20 protein-coding genes and 1 tRNA gene are annotated in these 15,925 nt (G+C 65.1%); 11 read left to right on the forward strand and 10 right to left on the reverse strand.

Annotation, left to right across the window (positions count from 1 at the left end):
- Positions 1 to 55 precede the first annotated feature (55 nt).
- Complete coding sequence (locus NP_RS12655; RefSeq protein ID WP_011324271.1) at positions 56 to 286, forward strand: hypothetical protein; 231 nt, start codon at positions 56 to 58, stop codon at positions 284 to 286.
- Positions 287 to 325: 39 nt separating this feature from the next.
- The gene (locus NP_RS12660; protein ID WP_011324272.1) at positions 326 to 520 is read left to right on the forward strand and encodes a hypothetical protein; all 195 of its coding nucleotides are present in this window, start codon (positions 326 to 328) and stop codon (positions 518 to 520) included.
- On the opposite strand, the gene NP_RS12665 is transcribed toward NP_RS12660, so the two are convergent.
- From NP_RS12665 to NP_RS12685, 5 genes are all read right to left on the reverse strand, one after another.
- Positions 517 to 762, reverse strand: a complete 246-nt coding sequence (locus NP_RS12665; RefSeq protein ID WP_049939745.1) for a hypothetical protein — start codon at positions 760 to 762, stop codon at positions 517 to 519. The genes NP_RS12660 and NP_RS12665 overlap by 4 nt on opposite strands.
- A gap of 172 nt (positions 763 to 934) precedes the next feature.
- Positions 935 to 2,959 carry a DEAD/DEAH box helicase gene (locus NP_RS12670; protein ID WP_011324273.1) on the reverse strand — a complete coding sequence of 675 codons (2,025 nt, stop codon included), beginning with the start codon at positions 2,957 to 2,959 and terminating at the stop codon, positions 935 to 937.
- Positions 2,960 to 3,018: 59 nt separating this feature from the next.
- The gene (locus NP_RS12675) at positions 3,019 to 3,390 is read right to left on the reverse strand and encodes a cupin domain-containing protein (protein WP_011324274.1); all 372 of its coding nucleotides are present in this window, start codon (positions 3,388 to 3,390) and stop codon (positions 3,019 to 3,021) included.
- Between the two features lie 83 nt (positions 3,391 to 3,473).
- Positions 3,474 to 4,202 (reverse strand): competence/damage-inducible protein A, encoded by a 729-nt coding sequence (locus tag NP_RS12680; protein ID WP_011324275.1) that lies wholly within the window; start codon positions 4,200 to 4,202, stop codon positions 3,474 to 3,476.
- Between the two features lie 68 nt (positions 4,203 to 4,270).
- Positions 4,271 to 4,341: transfer RNA gene (locus tag NP_RS12685), tRNA-His, on the reverse strand.
- A 144-nt stretch (positions 4,342 to 4,485) separates the two neighbouring features.
- On the opposite strand from NP_RS12685, the gene NP_RS12690 reads away from it, so the two are divergent.
- Positions 4,486 to 4,941, forward strand: coding sequence for a DUF5814 domain-containing protein (locus tag NP_RS12690; RefSeq protein ID WP_011324276.1), 456 nt, complete (start codon positions 4,486 to 4,488; stop codon positions 4,939 to 4,941).
- Here NP_RS12690 and NP_RS12695 read toward each other — a convergent pair.
- Positions 4,938 to 5,363 (reverse strand): ribbon-helix-helix protein, CopG family, encoded by a 426-nt coding sequence (locus tag NP_RS12695; RefSeq protein ID WP_011324277.1) that lies wholly within the window; start codon positions 5,361 to 5,363, stop codon positions 4,938 to 4,940. The two genes, NP_RS12690 and NP_RS12695, sit on opposite strands and share 4 nt — an antisense overlap.
- 156 nt (positions 5,364 to 5,519) lie before the next feature.
- Between NP_RS12695 and hisI the strand changes: the two genes are divergently transcribed.
- Positions 5,520 to 5,882, forward strand: coding sequence for a phosphoribosyl-AMP cyclohydrolase (hisI, locus tag NP_RS12700; protein WP_011324278.1), 363 nt, complete (start codon positions 5,520 to 5,522; stop codon positions 5,880 to 5,882).
- A 7-nt stretch (positions 5,883 to 5,889) separates the two neighbouring features.
- Positions 5,890 to 7,038: a DUF7118 family protein gene (locus NP_RS12705; protein ID WP_011324279.1), complete on the forward strand. Its 1,149-nt coding sequence runs from the start codon at positions 5,890 to 5,892 to the stop codon at positions 7,036 to 7,038.
- Here the strand turns inward: NP_RS12705 and glmM are convergent.
- The gene (gene glmM / locus NP_RS12710) at positions 7,035 to 8,411 is read right to left on the reverse strand and encodes a phosphoglucosamine mutase (protein ID WP_011324280.1); all 1,377 of its coding nucleotides are present in this window, start codon (positions 8,409 to 8,411) and stop codon (positions 7,035 to 7,037) included. The genes NP_RS12705 and glmM overlap by 4 nt on opposite strands.
- Positions 8,412 to 8,508: 97 nt before the next feature.
- Here glmM and NP_RS12715 point away from each other — a divergent pair, with 97 nt between their 5' ends.
- Entirely contained in the window at positions 8,509 to 9,285 is a 777-nt protein-coding gene (locus NP_RS12715) for an HVO_0234 family beta-propeller protein (protein ID WP_011324281.1), read from the forward strand.
- Positions 9,286 to 9,333: 48 nt separating this feature from the next.
- Here NP_RS12715 and NP_RS12720 read toward each other — a convergent pair whose 3' ends face one another.
- Positions 9,334 to 10,434, reverse strand: a complete 1,101-nt coding sequence (locus tag NP_RS12720; RefSeq protein ID WP_011324282.1) for a DUF373 family protein — start codon at positions 10,432 to 10,434, stop codon at positions 9,334 to 9,336.
- Positions 10,435 to 10,568: 134 nt separating this feature from the next.
- Between NP_RS12720 and NP_RS12725 the strand changes: the two genes are divergently transcribed.
- From NP_RS12725 to NP_RS12740, 4 genes are read left to right on the forward strand one after another with little or no spacing between them, the layout of a single operon-like run.
- Complete coding sequence (locus NP_RS12725) at positions 10,569 to 11,561, forward strand: radical SAM protein (protein WP_011324283.1); 993 nt, start codon at positions 10,569 to 10,571, stop codon at positions 11,559 to 11,561.
- A 52-nt stretch (positions 11,562 to 11,613) separates the two neighbouring features.
- A complete protein-coding gene (gene dcd, locus NP_RS12730; RefSeq protein ID WP_011324284.1) occupies positions 11,614 to 12,201 on the forward strand; it encodes a dCTP deaminase in 588 nt (195 codons plus the stop codon).
- A complete protein-coding gene (locus NP_RS12735) occupies positions 12,198 to 13,094 on the forward strand; it encodes a thiamine-phosphate synthase family protein (protein WP_011324285.1) in 897 nt (298 codons plus the stop codon). Before dcd ends, NP_RS12735 begins: the two co-directional genes overlap by 4 nt.
- Positions 13,094 to 13,756, forward strand: coding sequence for a class I SAM-dependent methyltransferase (locus NP_RS12740; RefSeq protein ID WP_011324286.1), 663 nt, complete (start codon positions 13,094 to 13,096; stop codon positions 13,754 to 13,756). The genes NP_RS12735 and NP_RS12740 overlap by 1 nt, the downstream gene beginning before the upstream one ends.
- Here the strand turns inward: NP_RS12740 and NP_RS12745 are convergent.
- The gene (locus NP_RS12745) at positions 13,753 to 14,505 is read right to left on the reverse strand and encodes a DUF7001 family protein (RefSeq protein ID WP_011324287.1); all 753 of its coding nucleotides are present in this window, start codon (positions 14,503 to 14,505) and stop codon (positions 13,753 to 13,755) included. The genes NP_RS12740 and NP_RS12745 overlap by 4 nt on opposite strands.
- Positions 14,506 to 14,536: 31 nt before the next feature.
- The gene (locus tag NP_RS12750; protein WP_011324288.1) at positions 14,537 to 15,466 is read right to left on the reverse strand and encodes a sulfide-dependent adenosine diphosphate thiazole synthase; all 930 of its coding nucleotides are present in this window, start codon (positions 15,464 to 15,466) and stop codon (positions 14,537 to 14,539) included.
- Positions 15,467 to 15,613: 147 nt separating this feature from the next.
- On the opposite strand from NP_RS12750, the gene NP_RS12755 reads away from it, so the two are divergent.
- Positions 15,614 to 15,898 carry a DUF5789 family protein gene (locus NP_RS12755; RefSeq protein ID WP_011324289.1) on the forward strand — a complete coding sequence of 95 codons (285 nt, stop codon included), beginning with the start codon at positions 15,614 to 15,616 and terminating at the stop codon, positions 15,896 to 15,898.
- Positions 15,899 to 15,925: the final 27 nt, after the last annotated feature.

Here is a 15,925-nt window from a genome sequence, read left to right on the forward strand (position 1 = left end):
GCCGGCGTTTCGGTTCGATATCAAGACACAACTACGAGGCACCCGACGACAACACATGGGGTTCACCGACAGCATCCGCGAGCACGTCCGCGAACATCGGACCGGCATGGTCCACGACCTGATGTTCGCCGTCGTCTGGGTCGCCATCGTCAACTTCCTGTTTAGTGCCGTCTTCACGGACGCGCCGAGTTGGGCGTTCTACATGTTCATGCTCGCGGGAATCCCGGCGTACTTCGGGTTCTTCTTTTCGCTGTCGATGGCAAGAGCACAGCAGGACTCGCAGTGAGTCCACACACTGATTACCGTCTCGACTGAACCGAGAGCTATGGACCTTACGCAAAACATCCAGTTTGGGCTCCTGTATCTACTGACGGGAATAGCAATGGTCGTCATCGACATCGCGACCGACATCGGGTTCTGCCTGCTCGAGGCCAGCGGCGTCTGTCTCGTCGGCTTCACGACGCTTGGGCTCATCGGCGTCGTCATCGGCAGCGGCCTGCTCGCCCGCGAGTACTTCTAGTCGTCGGTCTGTTTCTGCCGCTTTCTTTGGTGGCGGCGGCGAATCCTGACACACCACAGGCTAGCCGCAGCGAAAATAAAGGGCAACGCGACCGCTTCGATTCCCCACGAACCGGAAAGCGCCGGATACGCCGTGCTGCCTGCCATTACCGCAAAAAGCAACGCTAACAGCCCGGTTATCGGAATGACGAATCCGTCCGGAAACGGCTCTCCCCGCTCGGAGCGACCGGTGTCACTGCTCATGGTTTCGGTACGGTATGCTATCGGCTAACGCTTTCGGTCCATCAGAGGGGAAAGTGGGACAGGGGAAAGGAGCGTGTGCCCGTCCTCCATCAACCGCTGGGAGCGGGGGGATAATGTGTCTTGTGCCGCTGTCGGCCGCCCGTCAGACGCCCGTCGTCTGTGAGTTTGTCACTCACTCTTCGCCGCGCAGTTCGATTTCCGCAACGAGTTCGTAGGGTGGTGTTCCCTTCCGAATCGCATCGAGCAGCACAAAGGCTTCATCCGGCTTGAGGAAGTGTTCAGTAATCGCCTGGCCGAGCGGCGTCGGCTCCAACCCGTCGATGAACTCGTATTTGAGGAGTTTCCCGACGGCGTGTTTCGTCGGTACGTCGCCGACCATCCGCTCGTTGAGTCGCTTGGCGGCCTTTCCGGCCACGACCACGTTCGCCAGCGTCTCCTCGATAGCCGCCGTCTCGTCGTAACGGGTGACGACCGGCTCCATCTCGCCTTTCAGCAGCTTGAACGCCACCTCGTCTTCGGTCATCTCCATCGAGTTGTGGTAAGCCCCGTCGGGTTCAACGAGCAGGTAGACCGTCCCCTTGTCGTGGTAGTCGGGGCGGCCGGCGCGGCCGAGCATCTGCTCGAACTCCTGTACTGAGAGCCATTCGATGCCCATCGCCAGCGAGTCGAAGATAACCTGGGAGGCGGGGAAGTCGACACCAGCCGCAAGGGCCGCCGTCGTCACGACCGCGGCGAGGTCCTGATTGCCGAACTGTCGTTCGACGCGTTTCCGCTCGCCGTAGTCGAGGCCGGCATGGTAGGCGGCGGAGTCGTACGCAAGCTGTCGGGATATCTCGTGACAACGACGGCGGGAGTTCGTGAAGACGATGGTCTGTCCGCGATAGCCCTTCGACGATTTGGTGTCGAAGGCCCGCTTGACGAGCTTGTCCTCGATGTCGAGCTTCTCGCGGTCGTCGGCGAAGGTGACGTGTCGTTCGATGGGGACGGGCCGTTCTTCGAACTCGATGAGCTGTGCGCCGAGTGACTCGGCGAGCGACCCGGCGTTGCCGACCGTCGCCGACAGATACACCCACTGCGTGTCACACTGGTTCGTCCGGCAGTAGTGTTTCAGCCGCGAGACGAGTCCATCGAGGCGGTGGCCGCGTTCGTCGGCCCCGAGGTTGTGGACCTCGTCGATGACGACGGTCCCGATGTCACCGAGGTCCTTGCCGGTCCGCAGCGCGTGGTCGATACCCTCGTAGGTGCCGACGATAACGTCCGCCCCGGGGTCGAACCGGTTGCCGTCATCGCGGATGCGCGAGGCACCGACCCGGAGCGTAATATCGAGGATATCGCCGTAGTCCTCCTCGAAGTCCTCGTGTTTCTGGTTCGCCAAAGCGACAAGCGGCACCAAAAACAGCAACTTGCCGTCGCCCGAAAGCGCACGGTCGATGCCGGCCAACTCGCCGACGAGCGTCTTGCCGGTGGCGGTGGCGCTGACGACCAGCTGGTCGCGGCCCTCCAGCAGGCCGTTTTCGACGGCGAGACTCTGGACCGGCAGTAGCTCGTCGAACTGGATGTGCGACTGCAGCTTCGGATGTACATCGAGCGTGTCGGTCGACACGAGGTCGATGTCGTCGGTCGTCGCGCTGATTTCGTCGAACTTGGTCAGCTCCGGGTCAAGGTCACCCGACAGCAGGTTGATAACGGATTCGAGGTCGCCGACCTCTACGAGCAGTTCCTCGAGCCGGTCGCGAGCGCCGGAGCGCAGCCCGCGGTAGTTGGCCTCGCGTTCGAGCTCCCGTTTGGCACAGTCGGGACAGATATGCTCGTTGTCGGCCTCGATGGCCGTCTCCGAGGTCAGCGGCGAGTACCGACCGTTTCCGGCGCAGTACCGGCAGGTCCGGACCTGCTTGGCATCGAGCTGGTAGCCGTCCAACATGGCCTCAAGCTCCGCTCGGCCGGCCCGAGAAGTCTGTTCGGAAATGCGAATGCGCGTCGCGCGGCGGGCGAGTTCAACGAACTGCTCGGGACGGCGCGGCACGTCGTCGTCGCCGTCCTTGACACGAAAGCGACCGGGGCGGGGGCCGGCGCTCGTCTCCTTGAGCTCCAGCCGTCCCCGGAACAGTCGCTCGCCGTCGCGGCGGGCGACAACAGCGTACTCGCCGTCCGTCTCGTGGAGAAACAGCGTCCCCACATCGGCGACCTGCTTTGACACGGACGGAGTTACTTCATCCGAGTATTTCAGGCGTTCGGCTCGGCACCCGATGGCAGCCGCTACTCGACCAACTGAATCTCGTCGTCGCCGTTCGGCACCGCACAAAGGAACGCTCCGGGAGCGTCGCCCTCGTTGCGGTACCAGTGGACGGCCCCGGCAGGGATGAGCAGCGAATCGCCCGCCGAGACCGTGTGTTCCTCGTCGCCGATGCCGACCACGTACTCGCCTTCGAGCACGTACTGTTCGTGTTCGACCTCGTTCGTGTGTTCGGGGACCGTCGCGCCGGCTTCGAGGACGAACCGCCGCAGCGCGAAGGTCGGTGCGCCGTCGTCGGGGCCGACGAGTACGCCCTTCCGGAGCCCGTCGGCTGCATCGACGGTGTCGTACTCGACGTCGTTCGCACGCCTGATGAGTGGTGTTGGCTGGCTCATGGAGGTGTCACGGCGGCCGGGAACAAAAACGGTCCCGTCGCTAGACGGAGGGAAACACCAAGACCGAAAGCCCGCCCGTGCGGCTACGCGGCGTCGTCCGGGTCAACGAGGGCCAGGGTATCAGCCAGCCACGAGGCCGCGTCGTCAAGCGCGTCGGGGTCAGTTGCCTTCAGCTGCAGGCGGTTGTGGCCGGCTTCGCGGTCGGGATAGCAACCGACGGCAACGCCGAACCGGTCGCGGACATCCTCCAGCCGGTCGAGCAGGTTCGCCTCGGGCTCTTCGGTGTAGAGGTACCGTGATTCGGTGTCGCCGTTGAACTCCTCGGCGACCAACTCGAACATCCGCTCCATCTCCGATGGGATGCCGGGAAGGACGTAGACGTTGTCGACGACACAGCCCGGCGAGAGGCCAGCGTGGTTGATTAGCGGTCGAGACCCCCTGGGGAGCCGTGCTTCCGCAGCGGCGTCGACCTCGAGGTCAGGGTACTCACCGGCGATTGCTTCGAGGGTTCGTTCGACATCGGCGAGAGCAACCTCGTCGACGACGAGCCCCCGGTCGAAGGCGTCGGCGACGGCCTCGACGGTCACATCGTCGGGCGTCCGGCCGAGACCGCCGGTAACGAGGACTGCATCGAAAGCGTCGCTGTACCGACCGACGGCGTCGGCGATGACCGCGCGCACGTCCGGGACGACGAGTGTTCGCTTGACGGCGACGCCGCGGTCGGAGAGCCGGCCGGCAAGCCACGTCGCGTTGGTGTTTTCGGTGTCGCCGGCCAGCAGTTCGTCGCCGACGGTCACCAGTGCTGCATCCATAGTACAGCGGATGGCGGCGACAAACAAAAACGTAGGGCGGCGGCTACCGGAGAACCGTTGGAAGGAAGGTCCGGGTGCGGGAATTGAACCCACGTCCCAGCCACCACAAGGCTGGAGGATACCACTACCCCAACCCGGACACGCACCTGTAGTTACCCGGCTGCGATTCATATACGTTTCGACTCCCTGTGCGGTATGGAACGGCCACACACGGCGGCTGTGGCCGCTGCTGGCGACCGGCAGGCTGTGTACTTTTAACCGACGGCGACGTAGAGTCGCTACCGTGGCGATAACGGACAAAATCTACGTCAAGAACCACAGACAGCTCGCCTCCCAGCTCGATACGAGTTTCCCGAAGAGTGCGTTCTCCGGAGCGACGCTTGACGTGTTGTTCACCGGCGACGGCATCGCCAAGCTTGACGACGCCTCCAGAGACCGGGTGCTGGATTTCGCCGAGGACTTTCTGGACTGTGACTGTCAGGGCCACCCCCACTGCGGCTGTCCGGAGCGGAAGTTCATCGCCTATCTCCTCGAACTACGGGCACAAGGGCTCGGCCCCGACGCCATCGTCGACGTGATGGGCGACGACTATATGTTGTATGCGTACCCGGGCGACGTCCTCTCGTTTCTCGACAACTCGGTCCGGACGCTTGAGGCGGCCGAGCGGCTGGCGGATGTCGACGGACAGAACGAGGCAGGCGAGGAAATACGGCGCAAGCGGCGCGAGCTTTCCGGTTAGCCGAGGCGGAACGGCTCCTCTTCGGATTCATCGCCGTCGAGGTCCTCAAGCTGGATGACGTCTTCTGCTTCCTGCTCTTCGACCTGCTGGCTGAGCTTCGTGACGTACTGCTTGTACTCTTCGAGCTGTTCACGGAGGTGTTCGGCCTCAAGCTCAAGCCGCTCGTGTTCGCGGACGAAACTCTTCGGCACCTCGACCTTCGGCGGGAAACTCTCGGCTGCATCGGCGGTCTCGGAGGCGCTACCGCTCTTGAGCTCGTGTTCGGGGACCACCCGGACCTGCCCGTCGTGGGCAACCAGCGTGTCCACGTAGTCGCGGAAGACGGCCGAAAGCGAAATGTCACGCTCTTCGGCTATCTCCCGGAGGGTCTCGAACGCCTCCTCGTTGACCCGGAAGGAGATGGTCTTGTTTTTGTTGCCCATATTGGCTGTAACTGGCTCGCCCAGACACATAAGGGTTTGTCAGACACGCCCACGCCACGCGGCATGGGGGTGGAAGCGACCCACCCATCGGCCAATTGAACCCTTTCGACGGTCCAACGAAAAGGCCTATCCGCGGAGCCGGCCGAACAGATACCAATGAGTGTCGACCTCGCCTTCGACGAACAGGAACTGTTGCCGGCGGTCGCACAGGACGCCGAGTCCGGCGACGTGCTCATGCTGGCGTACGTCTCCGAGGAGGCGGTCGCCCGGAGCCGCGAGACCGGCTACGCACACTACTACTCCCGAAGCCGCGAGGAGCTGTGGAAGAAAGGCGGCTCCAGCGGCCACACACAGGAGATAGAGGAAATCCGCGTCGACTGTGACGGCGACGCGATACTGTATCTGGTCGAGCAGGCCGGCGGCGCCTGCCACACCGGCTACGACACCTGTTTCCACCGGACCCTCGACGGCGACATCGTCGGCGAGCAGGTGTTCGACCCCGAGGAGATTTACGAGTGAGCGGACGATGACGGAGCCATCGACGGCCGACGGGGACGCCCCCGCCGAGGCGCTCGACGACGCCGCCACCCGCCTCGACCAGCTACAGTCGGAGCTGGAGGCCGACGGCCTCGACCGCTCGACCCTTGAGACGCTCGCCGACGCCTATCGGTCCGTCGAGACGGTCCTCGACCGCTGGGAGGAGCGGGCGACCGACTGGGACGACTTCGAGGGATACGTCAAGTTCCGCAACGACCTCGCGGGGACGCTCGATTCGATACCCGATGACATCCCGGACCGCGAGGCGTTTGTAGACGCCGACAGCCACGTCAAGACGGGCGGCGTCTCGAAATCACTCAACGAAAGCGATTTCGAGGCCGCCCGCGAGGCGCTCGCCCCGGTGCGGGCGCGCGCCGAGCAACTCGACGAGTTACAGGCGGCGGAGTCGGCGCTGCGGGACGCACGAAAGGCGGCAAAGCGCCGGCTCGAAACACTCGAAGACCGGATAGCGGAGCTCGAACGGGCCATCGAGCTCGGCGATGCCGACCTCGATGCGCCGGTCGAGAAGCTCAAAGACCCGATGGCCGACTACAATGAGGGTATCGAGGCGGCGTTCGAGGCGTTCCTCGGCGACGCGTCGGCCCGTGAGGTGCTCTCGTTCATCCAGACAGCCGCTGAAACACCGCTTGTCGAGTACACGTCGCCCCCGGAGGCGCTGGTGTCGTATCTCGACACCGAGCCGGCCGGCGACCACACCCTCAGCGAACTCCTAGAGTACGCGGAGTACTCGCCGTCGAAGTTGGCCCACTACGTCGACGACCCCGACCGGTTGAAGCGGCGGGTGGCGACAAACCGGACGTATCTTGAGGGGCTGTCTGCTGCCCCGCTCCAGCTTGATTGGCCCCCGGCGGCTGCCGAAACGCTCCGGTTCCAGGTGAGCGAGCGCCTGCCACTTGCGGCGAAGCTGGCAGACGAGCCGACGGTCACTGCGTTGCGGACGGTCAGCGAGCGCACCCGCCGCGATGACTACGAAGAACTACGGACGGCTGCGGCCGCTCGCGAAGAGCTGACGAAGACGGAGCGACAGCGGCTCCAGAGCGGTGCTATCGAGGCTGAACTGGAGGCTGCACGCGAAGAGCGCACACGGCTTCGCTCGGCGCTTGGACGGACCGATTAAGCCTCTGCTTGTGCGTCTTCCATCGGGTCGCGGAACGTCTCAAGCAGTGTCTGTGCCCGCGCTCTATCGCCGGCTTCCGCGTAAAGACGCACCAGCGGTTCGGTACCGCTCGGCCGGACAAGCACCCACGCGTCGCCGTAATCGAGCCGATAGCCGTCGGTAGTCGTCAGTTCCGCATCCGCGTCCTCGGCGACTTTTTCGGCGGCGACGAGCATCGCCTCGCGCTCGTCGGGGTGGTCGTATTCGATGTTGGCACGGAGATACGCGTAGCCGCTGTAGTCGGCGACGACATCGCTGGCTGGCCGGTCGGCGACAAGCGCCAGAAACCGGGCGGCCGTGTAGGCCCCATCGCGGGCAATACGGTAGTCGGGAAACATGATGCCGCCGTTGCCCTCGCCGGCGACGGGGACCGATGTGCCCTCACGGCGGAGCTTCCGGATGCGGCTGATGAGGTATGTGCTGCCGATTTGTGTCAGCTCAAGTTCCGCGTCCGCATCGGCGACGACATCGACAAGCCGCTGTGAAACGTTGACCGCTGAGACAACAGCGTCGCCCGGCTCCAGTTCGGCGTCCGCAAGGGCAGCGAGCGCGGCGTCGCCCTCGATGTGGCTCCCGGTCTCATCGACGAACATCGCTCGGTCGGCGTCGCCGTCATGCGCGATGCCGAGGTCGGCGTCAGTCGAGCGGACGAGCCGGCGGAGCGACCCGAGGTTGTCGGCAACTGGCTCCGGGTCCCGGCCGGGGAAGTGGCCGTCCGGCTGTCCGTTGACCGTAACCACATCGCAGCCGAGTTCGCGGAAAAAGCGGGGGCTGGTCACACAACCAGCGCCGTTGCCAGGGTCGATAGCGACGGTCGGCTCGGCGGCGGCTAGCCGCTCACGGAGGCCATCGGTCGCCAACCGGTCGAGAAGCTCTTCGACGTAGGTCTCCGGTGCGTCCGGGATTCGGGTCGAACTCCCGACCGCGTCGTAGCCGACGAGGTCGAAGTCCTCGGCGAGTAGCCGGTCCTCGATTGTTTCGAGCGTCGCTCGGGGAAGTTCGGTCCCGTCACCGCCGACGAGTTTGACGCCGTTGTATGCTGGTGGATTGTGGCTGGCGGTAATCATCACGACCGGTCGGCCGGTGCGGTCGGCGTAGGCCTGTGCGCCCGGCGTGGGGACGACGCCAAGCCGGGCGACAGAGCAGCCGACAGCCGCGAGGGCGCTGGCCGCGGCGTCGGCAAACAGCTGCCCGCTTGTCCGCGTGTCCCGTGCGACGGCCATGGTGTCGGCGTCGAGTACCGTCGCCGCCGCCGCGGCGACCCTGCCGACAAACGGCGGGGTCAGTTTCTCGCCGACGACGCCGCGGACTCCGCTCGACCCGAATACGTCCATACCGGAGCCTCCACGGCCGGGACCAAAGTGATTCCGGGACCGATAGACGGCAGCCCCAACCCAAACGCTTTCGACGCCCCCGGCCGGCAGGCCCGATATGAGCGACGAGGACATCAGCATCCACGAAAAGCGCGTCTACGCCGACAAGTCGGCAACGACGACGGCGCTTGTCGCCTCAAGCGTCGGCGTCACCGAGGTCAAAATCTCCGACGACATCGTCGGGGAGTTCTCGCTCGCCCACCGGTGTCAGGCGAGGGATGTCGCGACCGGGAACGGACGGGCAGCCGTTGCGACCGAGGCGGACGTACTCGTCGGCGTCGACGGCGAGTTCGTCGACACTGGGTTCGGGCCGGCGAGTGCGGTCGGCTACGGGGACGGTCTCGTTGCGGCCGGTGGCGGCCGCATAGCCCGCTACGACGGCGACGACTGGGAGCAGTTGTCGACCGTTGAGAACGTTCGGGCCATCGACGGTGATTTCGCGGCCGCGGCCGGCGGTGTCTACCGCCTCGATGGCACGCACGTCGGCCTCGACGATGCCTACGATGTCGTCGGGGGTGCAGAGCCGCTTGCAGCAACTGGGTCGGGGCTGTACTATCTGGCAAACGGCTGGATGGAAGCCGCAGACGGGAGCTTCCACGCCGTCGCAGGCGGCTCATCGACGGCGGCTCATGCTGTCGGTGACGGAACGCTCTTCGAGCAAAACGAAGAATGGACGGCCGTCGAGCTACCGACCGAAGAGTCGGTCGTCGACGTCGCTCACGGCGACGGCGCTTACGCGGTCACGGAAACCGGGACTGTTCTTGCGACCGTCGGCGATGGCTGGCGGCACCGAGCGCTCGGACTCCCTGACGTGTCCGGGCTCGCTGTGCTTTGACCTCCTCCCACGGCTGAAGCCGTGGACTTTCGCCTCGCAATACTGTAATCACCCGGCCAGTTCCGACTCCGATTCGGCGTCGGCCAGCGGGTACCGCTGTTCGGCCACCGCAAAGGCCAGCGTGCTGGCGAGGCCGACAAGCGTTCCAACGGTCAGCGTCGCCGCGAGATACGAGATACCGGCGAAATCCAGCTCGAGGAAGAAGGCGCTGAGGCCGTGGAGAACGACGGCGATGGCGACGACGTAGAAGGGGGCGTTAAGATACCGCCAGCGGAAGCCACCGGAGAGATACTCGTCGGTGACCCGACCCAGCGAGGCGATAACGCCAGCCGCGGCGACCCATTCGACGGCGCCGTAGACGAAGGCGGCTGTCGCCGATACCGCCTCGGGGTCGACGGTTGTGAGCTCGCCTGCGGTCTCGACACCGCCGACGATGCCGACAGCAACAAGCGCCGCGGCGACGACGTACGTGACCAGTTGGACACGGCCGGCAAAGAGGCCGACGCGGACCTGTTCGAGGGCTTCGTCGATGGTCGATTCGAGGCCGAGCCCACGGAAGAGGATATACAGGCCCAAAAGCGCCGAGATGACACCGAGTGTCGACCCCGGTAACCCGAGCATGTCGGCGACGATGGCAACCGGATAGATGAGCAGCAGGATACCGAGCGGAATCAGGATTGTGCCGCGGGTTTCGGGGTCCGCAAGCACCTGCTTGAACGTGTAGTACATCGACTCAAGGTCCTGTGCCTGCCGGACGACAACCCGTCGGACGCCGTCTATCGGCACCCGCGAACGGATAACCGGCAGGACGCTTTCGTCCTGTGCGCCGTCGGTGACGACGACTGCACGGACGTCTTCGCCGGTTGAAAGCGACGCAAGAACGGTGTCGACCTCCTCACCGACCTTCCGATTGGCTGAGACATCGGCCTTGGCGGTGCCGGTGACGACTGCGACCTCAACTGACTCGTCGTCGATGGTGTCATAGAGGTGGACGCCCTGAAAACAGACGTTCACGTCGGAGTCCTCGGGGTCGGCGGTCGCCAGAGCGACGGCGGCCTCCTCGACTGCGTCACGGCCGACTACCGGCGTCTCGAAATCGGTCTTCCGGCCGAGGTCGTCATCGAGGTCGACACATAAGATGAGCAGCATCGCTCGCTGTCGGCGTATTCCACGCGGCGGCTTAAGACCCTTCCCCCTGCCGACCGACCGGTGTGTAGCCTCGACGAATCGGCGAGGGCGGAACGTACGACTTTTGAGTGTCTGGCGGCAATGAGGTACAACTAATGATTTCGGAGGGCTGCGAACAGTGTGCCGTCGGCGGTAAGATGGTGCTTTTCGTCTACGGCTACTGCGACCAGCGCGACTGTTTCTACTGTCCGCTCGGCGAGAACCGCAAAAACGTCACACAGGTCTACGCCAACGAGCGGCCGGTCGAAACGGAGTCGGACATCATCGAGGAAGCAAAGCGAATGGACGCGCTCGGCTCCTCGATTACCGGCGGCGAGCCACAGGAGGTGCTCGAACGGACCTGCAACTACATCAGCCTCCTGAAAGACGAGTTCGGCGAAGACCACCACACACATCTCTACACCGGCATCACCGGCGGCGAGGAGAACATGCGCCGACTCGCTGAGGCCGGCCTCGACGAAATCCGGTTCCACCCGCCGCTGGAGCAGTGGGGCGACCTCCACGGCACCGAGTGGGAGGACATCCTCTATACGGCCCGCGACGCCGGCATCACGCCGGCGTTCGAGATTCCGGGTATCCGCGCCGAACCGGAGTTTCTCGAATTCCTCGACGAGGGGGCCGCCGAGTTCTGCAATATCAACGAATTCGAGATGTCGGACGGCAACTACCGCCGGATGCAGGAGGCAGGCTTCGAACTCCGCGAAGACCACATGTCGGCGGTTGAGGGGTCCCACGACATCCTCGAGACGATGGGCGACCACGAGCGGGTCTACTTCTGTACCAGCGTCTTCAAAGACGCCGCCCAGCACCGGTCGCGGCTCAAGCGTATGGCTCGGAACGTCCGCCGGGAGTTCGACGAAATCACCGACGACGGCACCATCGTCTACGGGAAGACGTGGGTGACCGAAACGCGCCTCGACGAACTCGGCGTTCCGGAGTCCTACTACACGGTCAAATCCGACCACGTCGAGCTGGCGTGGTGGTTGCTTGAGGAGATGGTCGATGAGGGCGACATCGAGGACGGCGAAATCGTCGAGCAGTATCCGACCTACGACGGCACCGTTGTCGAGCGGACGCCACTCGCCTGAACCGGCAGCCGAAAGCCACGATGTTTTTGTCGTTCGGAACGGCCGTAGAGATATGATACTCTCCGATGCCGACATCCGGCGGCGGTTAGACGAGGGCGACCTCGCCATCGAGCCGCTGGATGACCCCGAACTACAGGTGCAGCCGGCGAGCGTCGACCTCCGGTTGGGACGGGAGTTCCTTGAGTTCCAGCGTGCGAACATCTCCTGTATCCATCCCACGAGCGAACGCGAAGTCGACGAGTACGTCGATGAGACATACGTCGAGGAGGGCGAGGAGTTCGTGCTCCACCCGGGCGATTTCGTGCTCGGGACGACCAAAGAGCGAGTCGAGATTCCGCCGGACCTCATCGCCCACGTCGAGGGGCGGTCCTCGCTGGGGCGGCTGGCCATCGTCGTCCACGCGACGGCCGGGCTCTGTGACCCCGGCTACCAGGGACAGATAACGCTTGAGCTTTCGAACCTCGGCACCGCGCCGGTCGCCCTGTCGCCGGGAATGCGCATCTCACAGCTCACCTTCACGGAGTTGAAATCACCCGCCGAGCGGCCGTATGGGGCCGAGCGCGGCTCAAAATATCAGGGACAGACCGGACCGCAGGCGTCCCGGATACAGGGCGACCGGGAGTTCGGAGGCGACCAATGAAGTTCATCGAGGAACTCGTCGTCGAGGAGTTCCTCCCGACATTTCGGACGGAGCTGGCTGGTGCGCTCAGAGAGCGCGGGCTCACACAGAGCGAAGTCGCGGGATTGCTCGGCATCAGCCAAAGCGCCGTCTCGAAGTACGCCCACGGCGAGGTCGAGACCAACCCGGACATCGCTGCCGACGACCGGTTCAGCGAACTCGTCGACCGGCTGGCTGACGGGCTCGCAAGCGGTGAGATGAGCCGTGTGCAGGCGCTCGTCGAAACGGAGGTGCTGATACGCCAGCTCGAACGCGGCGACCTGTTGGCCCGGCTCCACGAGGACGCCTACCCGCCGCTGGCAGACTACGAGGGGCCGCTGGATATCCACGACCCGGACGGCGAGCTCCGAATGACAGAACGCGTCCGCTCGTCGGTGCGGCGAGGGGTCCGAACGCTGGAGAACACGAGTGGCTTCGCCGGCCTCGTCCCGAACGTCGGGTCGAACCTCGTCGAGGCGCTGCCGGAGGCCGAAACCATCGACGACGTGGCCGGCGTCCCCGGCCGAATCCTCGATATAAAAGGCCAAGCGACGGTACCGGCCGACCCCGAGTTCGGTGTCTCCGGACACGTCGCGAAGCTACTTTTGACGGCCCGAGAGGCCGGCGTCGACGCCCGGGCAGCGCTGAACATCCGCTACGACGAGTCTATCGTGGCGGAGCTTGAGGCGGCCGGCTACGAGACCGCCGCCTTCGACGCCGAGGCGGACCTCGATGCAGCGGTCCAAGCGGCCATCGCGGGAAGCGCGTCCGTTGACGTTCTCTACCAGACCGGCGGGTTCGGCGTCGAGCCGGTCTGTTATCTGCTCGGCTCTGATGCGTCCGCTGTCGTCGCAGCGGTCCGCGAGCTCTGCTAATGGCGTCCGTCGAGGCGTTTTACGGGCGGTGGGCAGACCTCTACGACCACATCGCCACGCTGCCGGGCGTCGCTCGCTGGCGACAACGGGCTGCCGAACGGGTTGCCGACCGTGGCGCGACCATCGTCGAGATGGGCTGTGGAACGGGAGCGAACCTGCCGTTCCTCCGCGAACAGGTCGGTCCGGAGGGCCGCGTGGTTGGCATCGATATCACGCGACCGCTGCTCGACCGGGCGAGAACGCGGGCGTCGGAGTATGACAATGTCGCTGTCCTCCACGGCGATGCCGTTGTACCCCCGGTAGCGTCGGCCGACGGCGTCCTCGCGACGTTTGTCTGTGGGCTCTTCGAGAATCCGGAGCGTGTCGTCGACCAGTGGTGTGACCGCCTCAACGACGGCGGACGCGTCGCGCTGCTGGATGCGACCCCAAGCGAACAGCCGCTCGGTGTGCCACTGAACCCGCTGTTTTCGATGTTCGTCGCCGCCGGGTCGCCGACGACCGACGCACGTGACGTCCTTCGCGCGCCATGCTCGGGACACGGAACCGAACTTGAGCGGCGCGTGGCCGCCTCCCGGCGCGCGCTCGCGGCACGGGCGAGGGACCGACGCTACGAGACATTCGGGCTCGGGTTCGTCGGACTCGCGTCGGGACGAATCGATTAGCCGTAGCGGGCGGCGTGGCGCTCACAGAAGGCCGGCTCCGAGAGCTGTGCCGCAAGCAGCGCTGGCTGCCGGTGGGCATCGTAGAGCCGGCAGCCCTCGACATCACAGAACGCGTCCCCGGTTTCGAGGTAGTGGTAGGCGGCCAGCACGTACCCCTTCAGCGCCTCGGTCGTCCGGGGGTCGTCCTCGACGAGGAACTCCCCGTCGACCTGATTTTCCAGTACCTCCCGTGGCGGTGCATCCCCTGCCATCATCGCGTGTGACTGCTTGGTCTTGTAGTAGGCTTCGGGCTTTGCAGGAGCCTCGTAAAGCCCCGGGACAGAGACCAGCGATGGCTTCCCCAGAACAGCGACCCGCTTGTGCCAGCGGGCGTCGTGGGTACCCCACGTGCCGAGCCGGCGGTCGAGAAGCGGGATATGAAGCTCCTCCATCGGCGATTGGAGCCGCCGCCGGAGGGCATCCTGGACGTCGAATCCGTCGTAGATGACACCGCCACCGCGCTCGGGGGCTTCGAGCGTCCGCTCCTCGTAGCGGACGATACCGACCATCGTGTTGCCCGTCTCCCGCTCGTAGGGCGAAAGCACCCGCGAGGCGGCGAACGCCTCGGCGAGGTCGTCATCGGCGAGCGAACCGAGCAGGCGCGGCTCGACATCGACGGTGGCGTCGATGCGAGGGTCGAGCCACTCGGCTATCTCGTCGGCGTCGGCCGTCGTCGTCGGGGCGCGATAGAGCGTGACGTGGTCGGGCATGGCGTGAAGTAGCGGCGGCGGTCGGAGAGCGTCAGTCGTCAGCAGGTTCGGCGCGGGTCGTCATCTCGACGTCGGGAGCGTCGACGCCGAGTTCGTCGAGTGCGGCTTGGGCGGCGCGCTTGCCGGACAGCAGCATTGCGCCGAAGGTCGGTCCCATGCGCGGGAGGCCGTAGGTCGTCGCCGTCGCCATGCCGGTGACGATGAGGCCCTCGTGGGCGAGACCGGTGTGTTCGACGACCGCGTCCTCGCTTTGGCCGACCCACATCGAGTCGTGACCGGGCGAGTCGTGACCGGGCGCGCCGTAGGAGTCGTCGCCGGTCTGGTCCATGCCGGTGTTGTGTTCGTCGGCGTGCTCGATGCCGGGAGCGTTGAGGACGCCACGTTCCTGCAGTTTGGAGACTGCGACGGCGTCGTGACCCGTCGCGTCGATGACGAGGTCGGCCTCGACGGCGATGGGGTCGACACACGTGATTTCACGCGGGAGCGCGTGGACCGGCGTCCAGTTCATCACGATGCCGCCGACACGGTGGTCCTCGCGGATGACGATGTCGGTAAACTCGGTCATGTTCTGCATCTTCGCACCGGCATCACAGGCAGCTTTGATGAGTCCCGAACAGGCCTCGGGGCCGTTTGCGACGTACAGCCCTTCGCTGTCTTGGGAGCGCTTGAAGTCGACATCGAGGTCTTCGAGGACGTTCTGGGCCGGGTCACGGACAGTCACCTTGTTCATCAGGAAACCGCCGAGCCAGAAGCCGCCGCCGAGATAGTTGTTCTTCTCGACGACCATCGTCTGGACGCCCCGTTCGGAGAGTTCCTTCGCGGCCATCAGCCCCGAAGGGCCGCCGCCGACGATGATGACGTCCGAATCCGAGAAGTCCATGAACTCCTCGGTCCATTCCTGGCCGATAGCACGGGTCACTTCCGCCTCGCCAACGTCGCTGAACTGGTCGAACTCAGTCATACAACTCAGTTATATATCCGGCAAATATTAACCTACCGGATACCGGCCACGACGGCCACGGTCGGAAACGCGTGACGTGCCGGGACGCAATCCCTCGGCTGCCCGTGCTCCGTAACTGTTAGGGACAGCGGGGGCGAACGCCGACGCATGAGCGACGACGACGAAGAGGGGCCGGCCGTGCCGTTAGGCGAGGGAGAGCCGGTCGAGGGCGCGCCGCTGGCGCGGGTCGCCTCCCGGCTCCACTACGCCATCGAGAAAAGCGAAGTCGTCCGCCGCGAGGGCGAGACGACGATACGGACGCCGGACGGACCACGCGAACTCGCCGACGTACTCGAAGAAACCGACGCGGTGTATTTCGACACCCGGCAGGCCTTCGAGTCGGCTGTCCGCGATGTCATCGGAACCGGACCGGTGCCGACCGCCGAGGAGTAGTCGCCCGCGAACTGTTTTTGGTGGCGG

It is taken from the genome of Natronomonas pharaonis DSM 2160, assembly GCF_000026045.1.
Lineage (GTDB): Archaea > Halobacteriota > Halobacteria > Halobacteriales > Haloarculaceae > Natronomonas > Natronomonas pharaonis.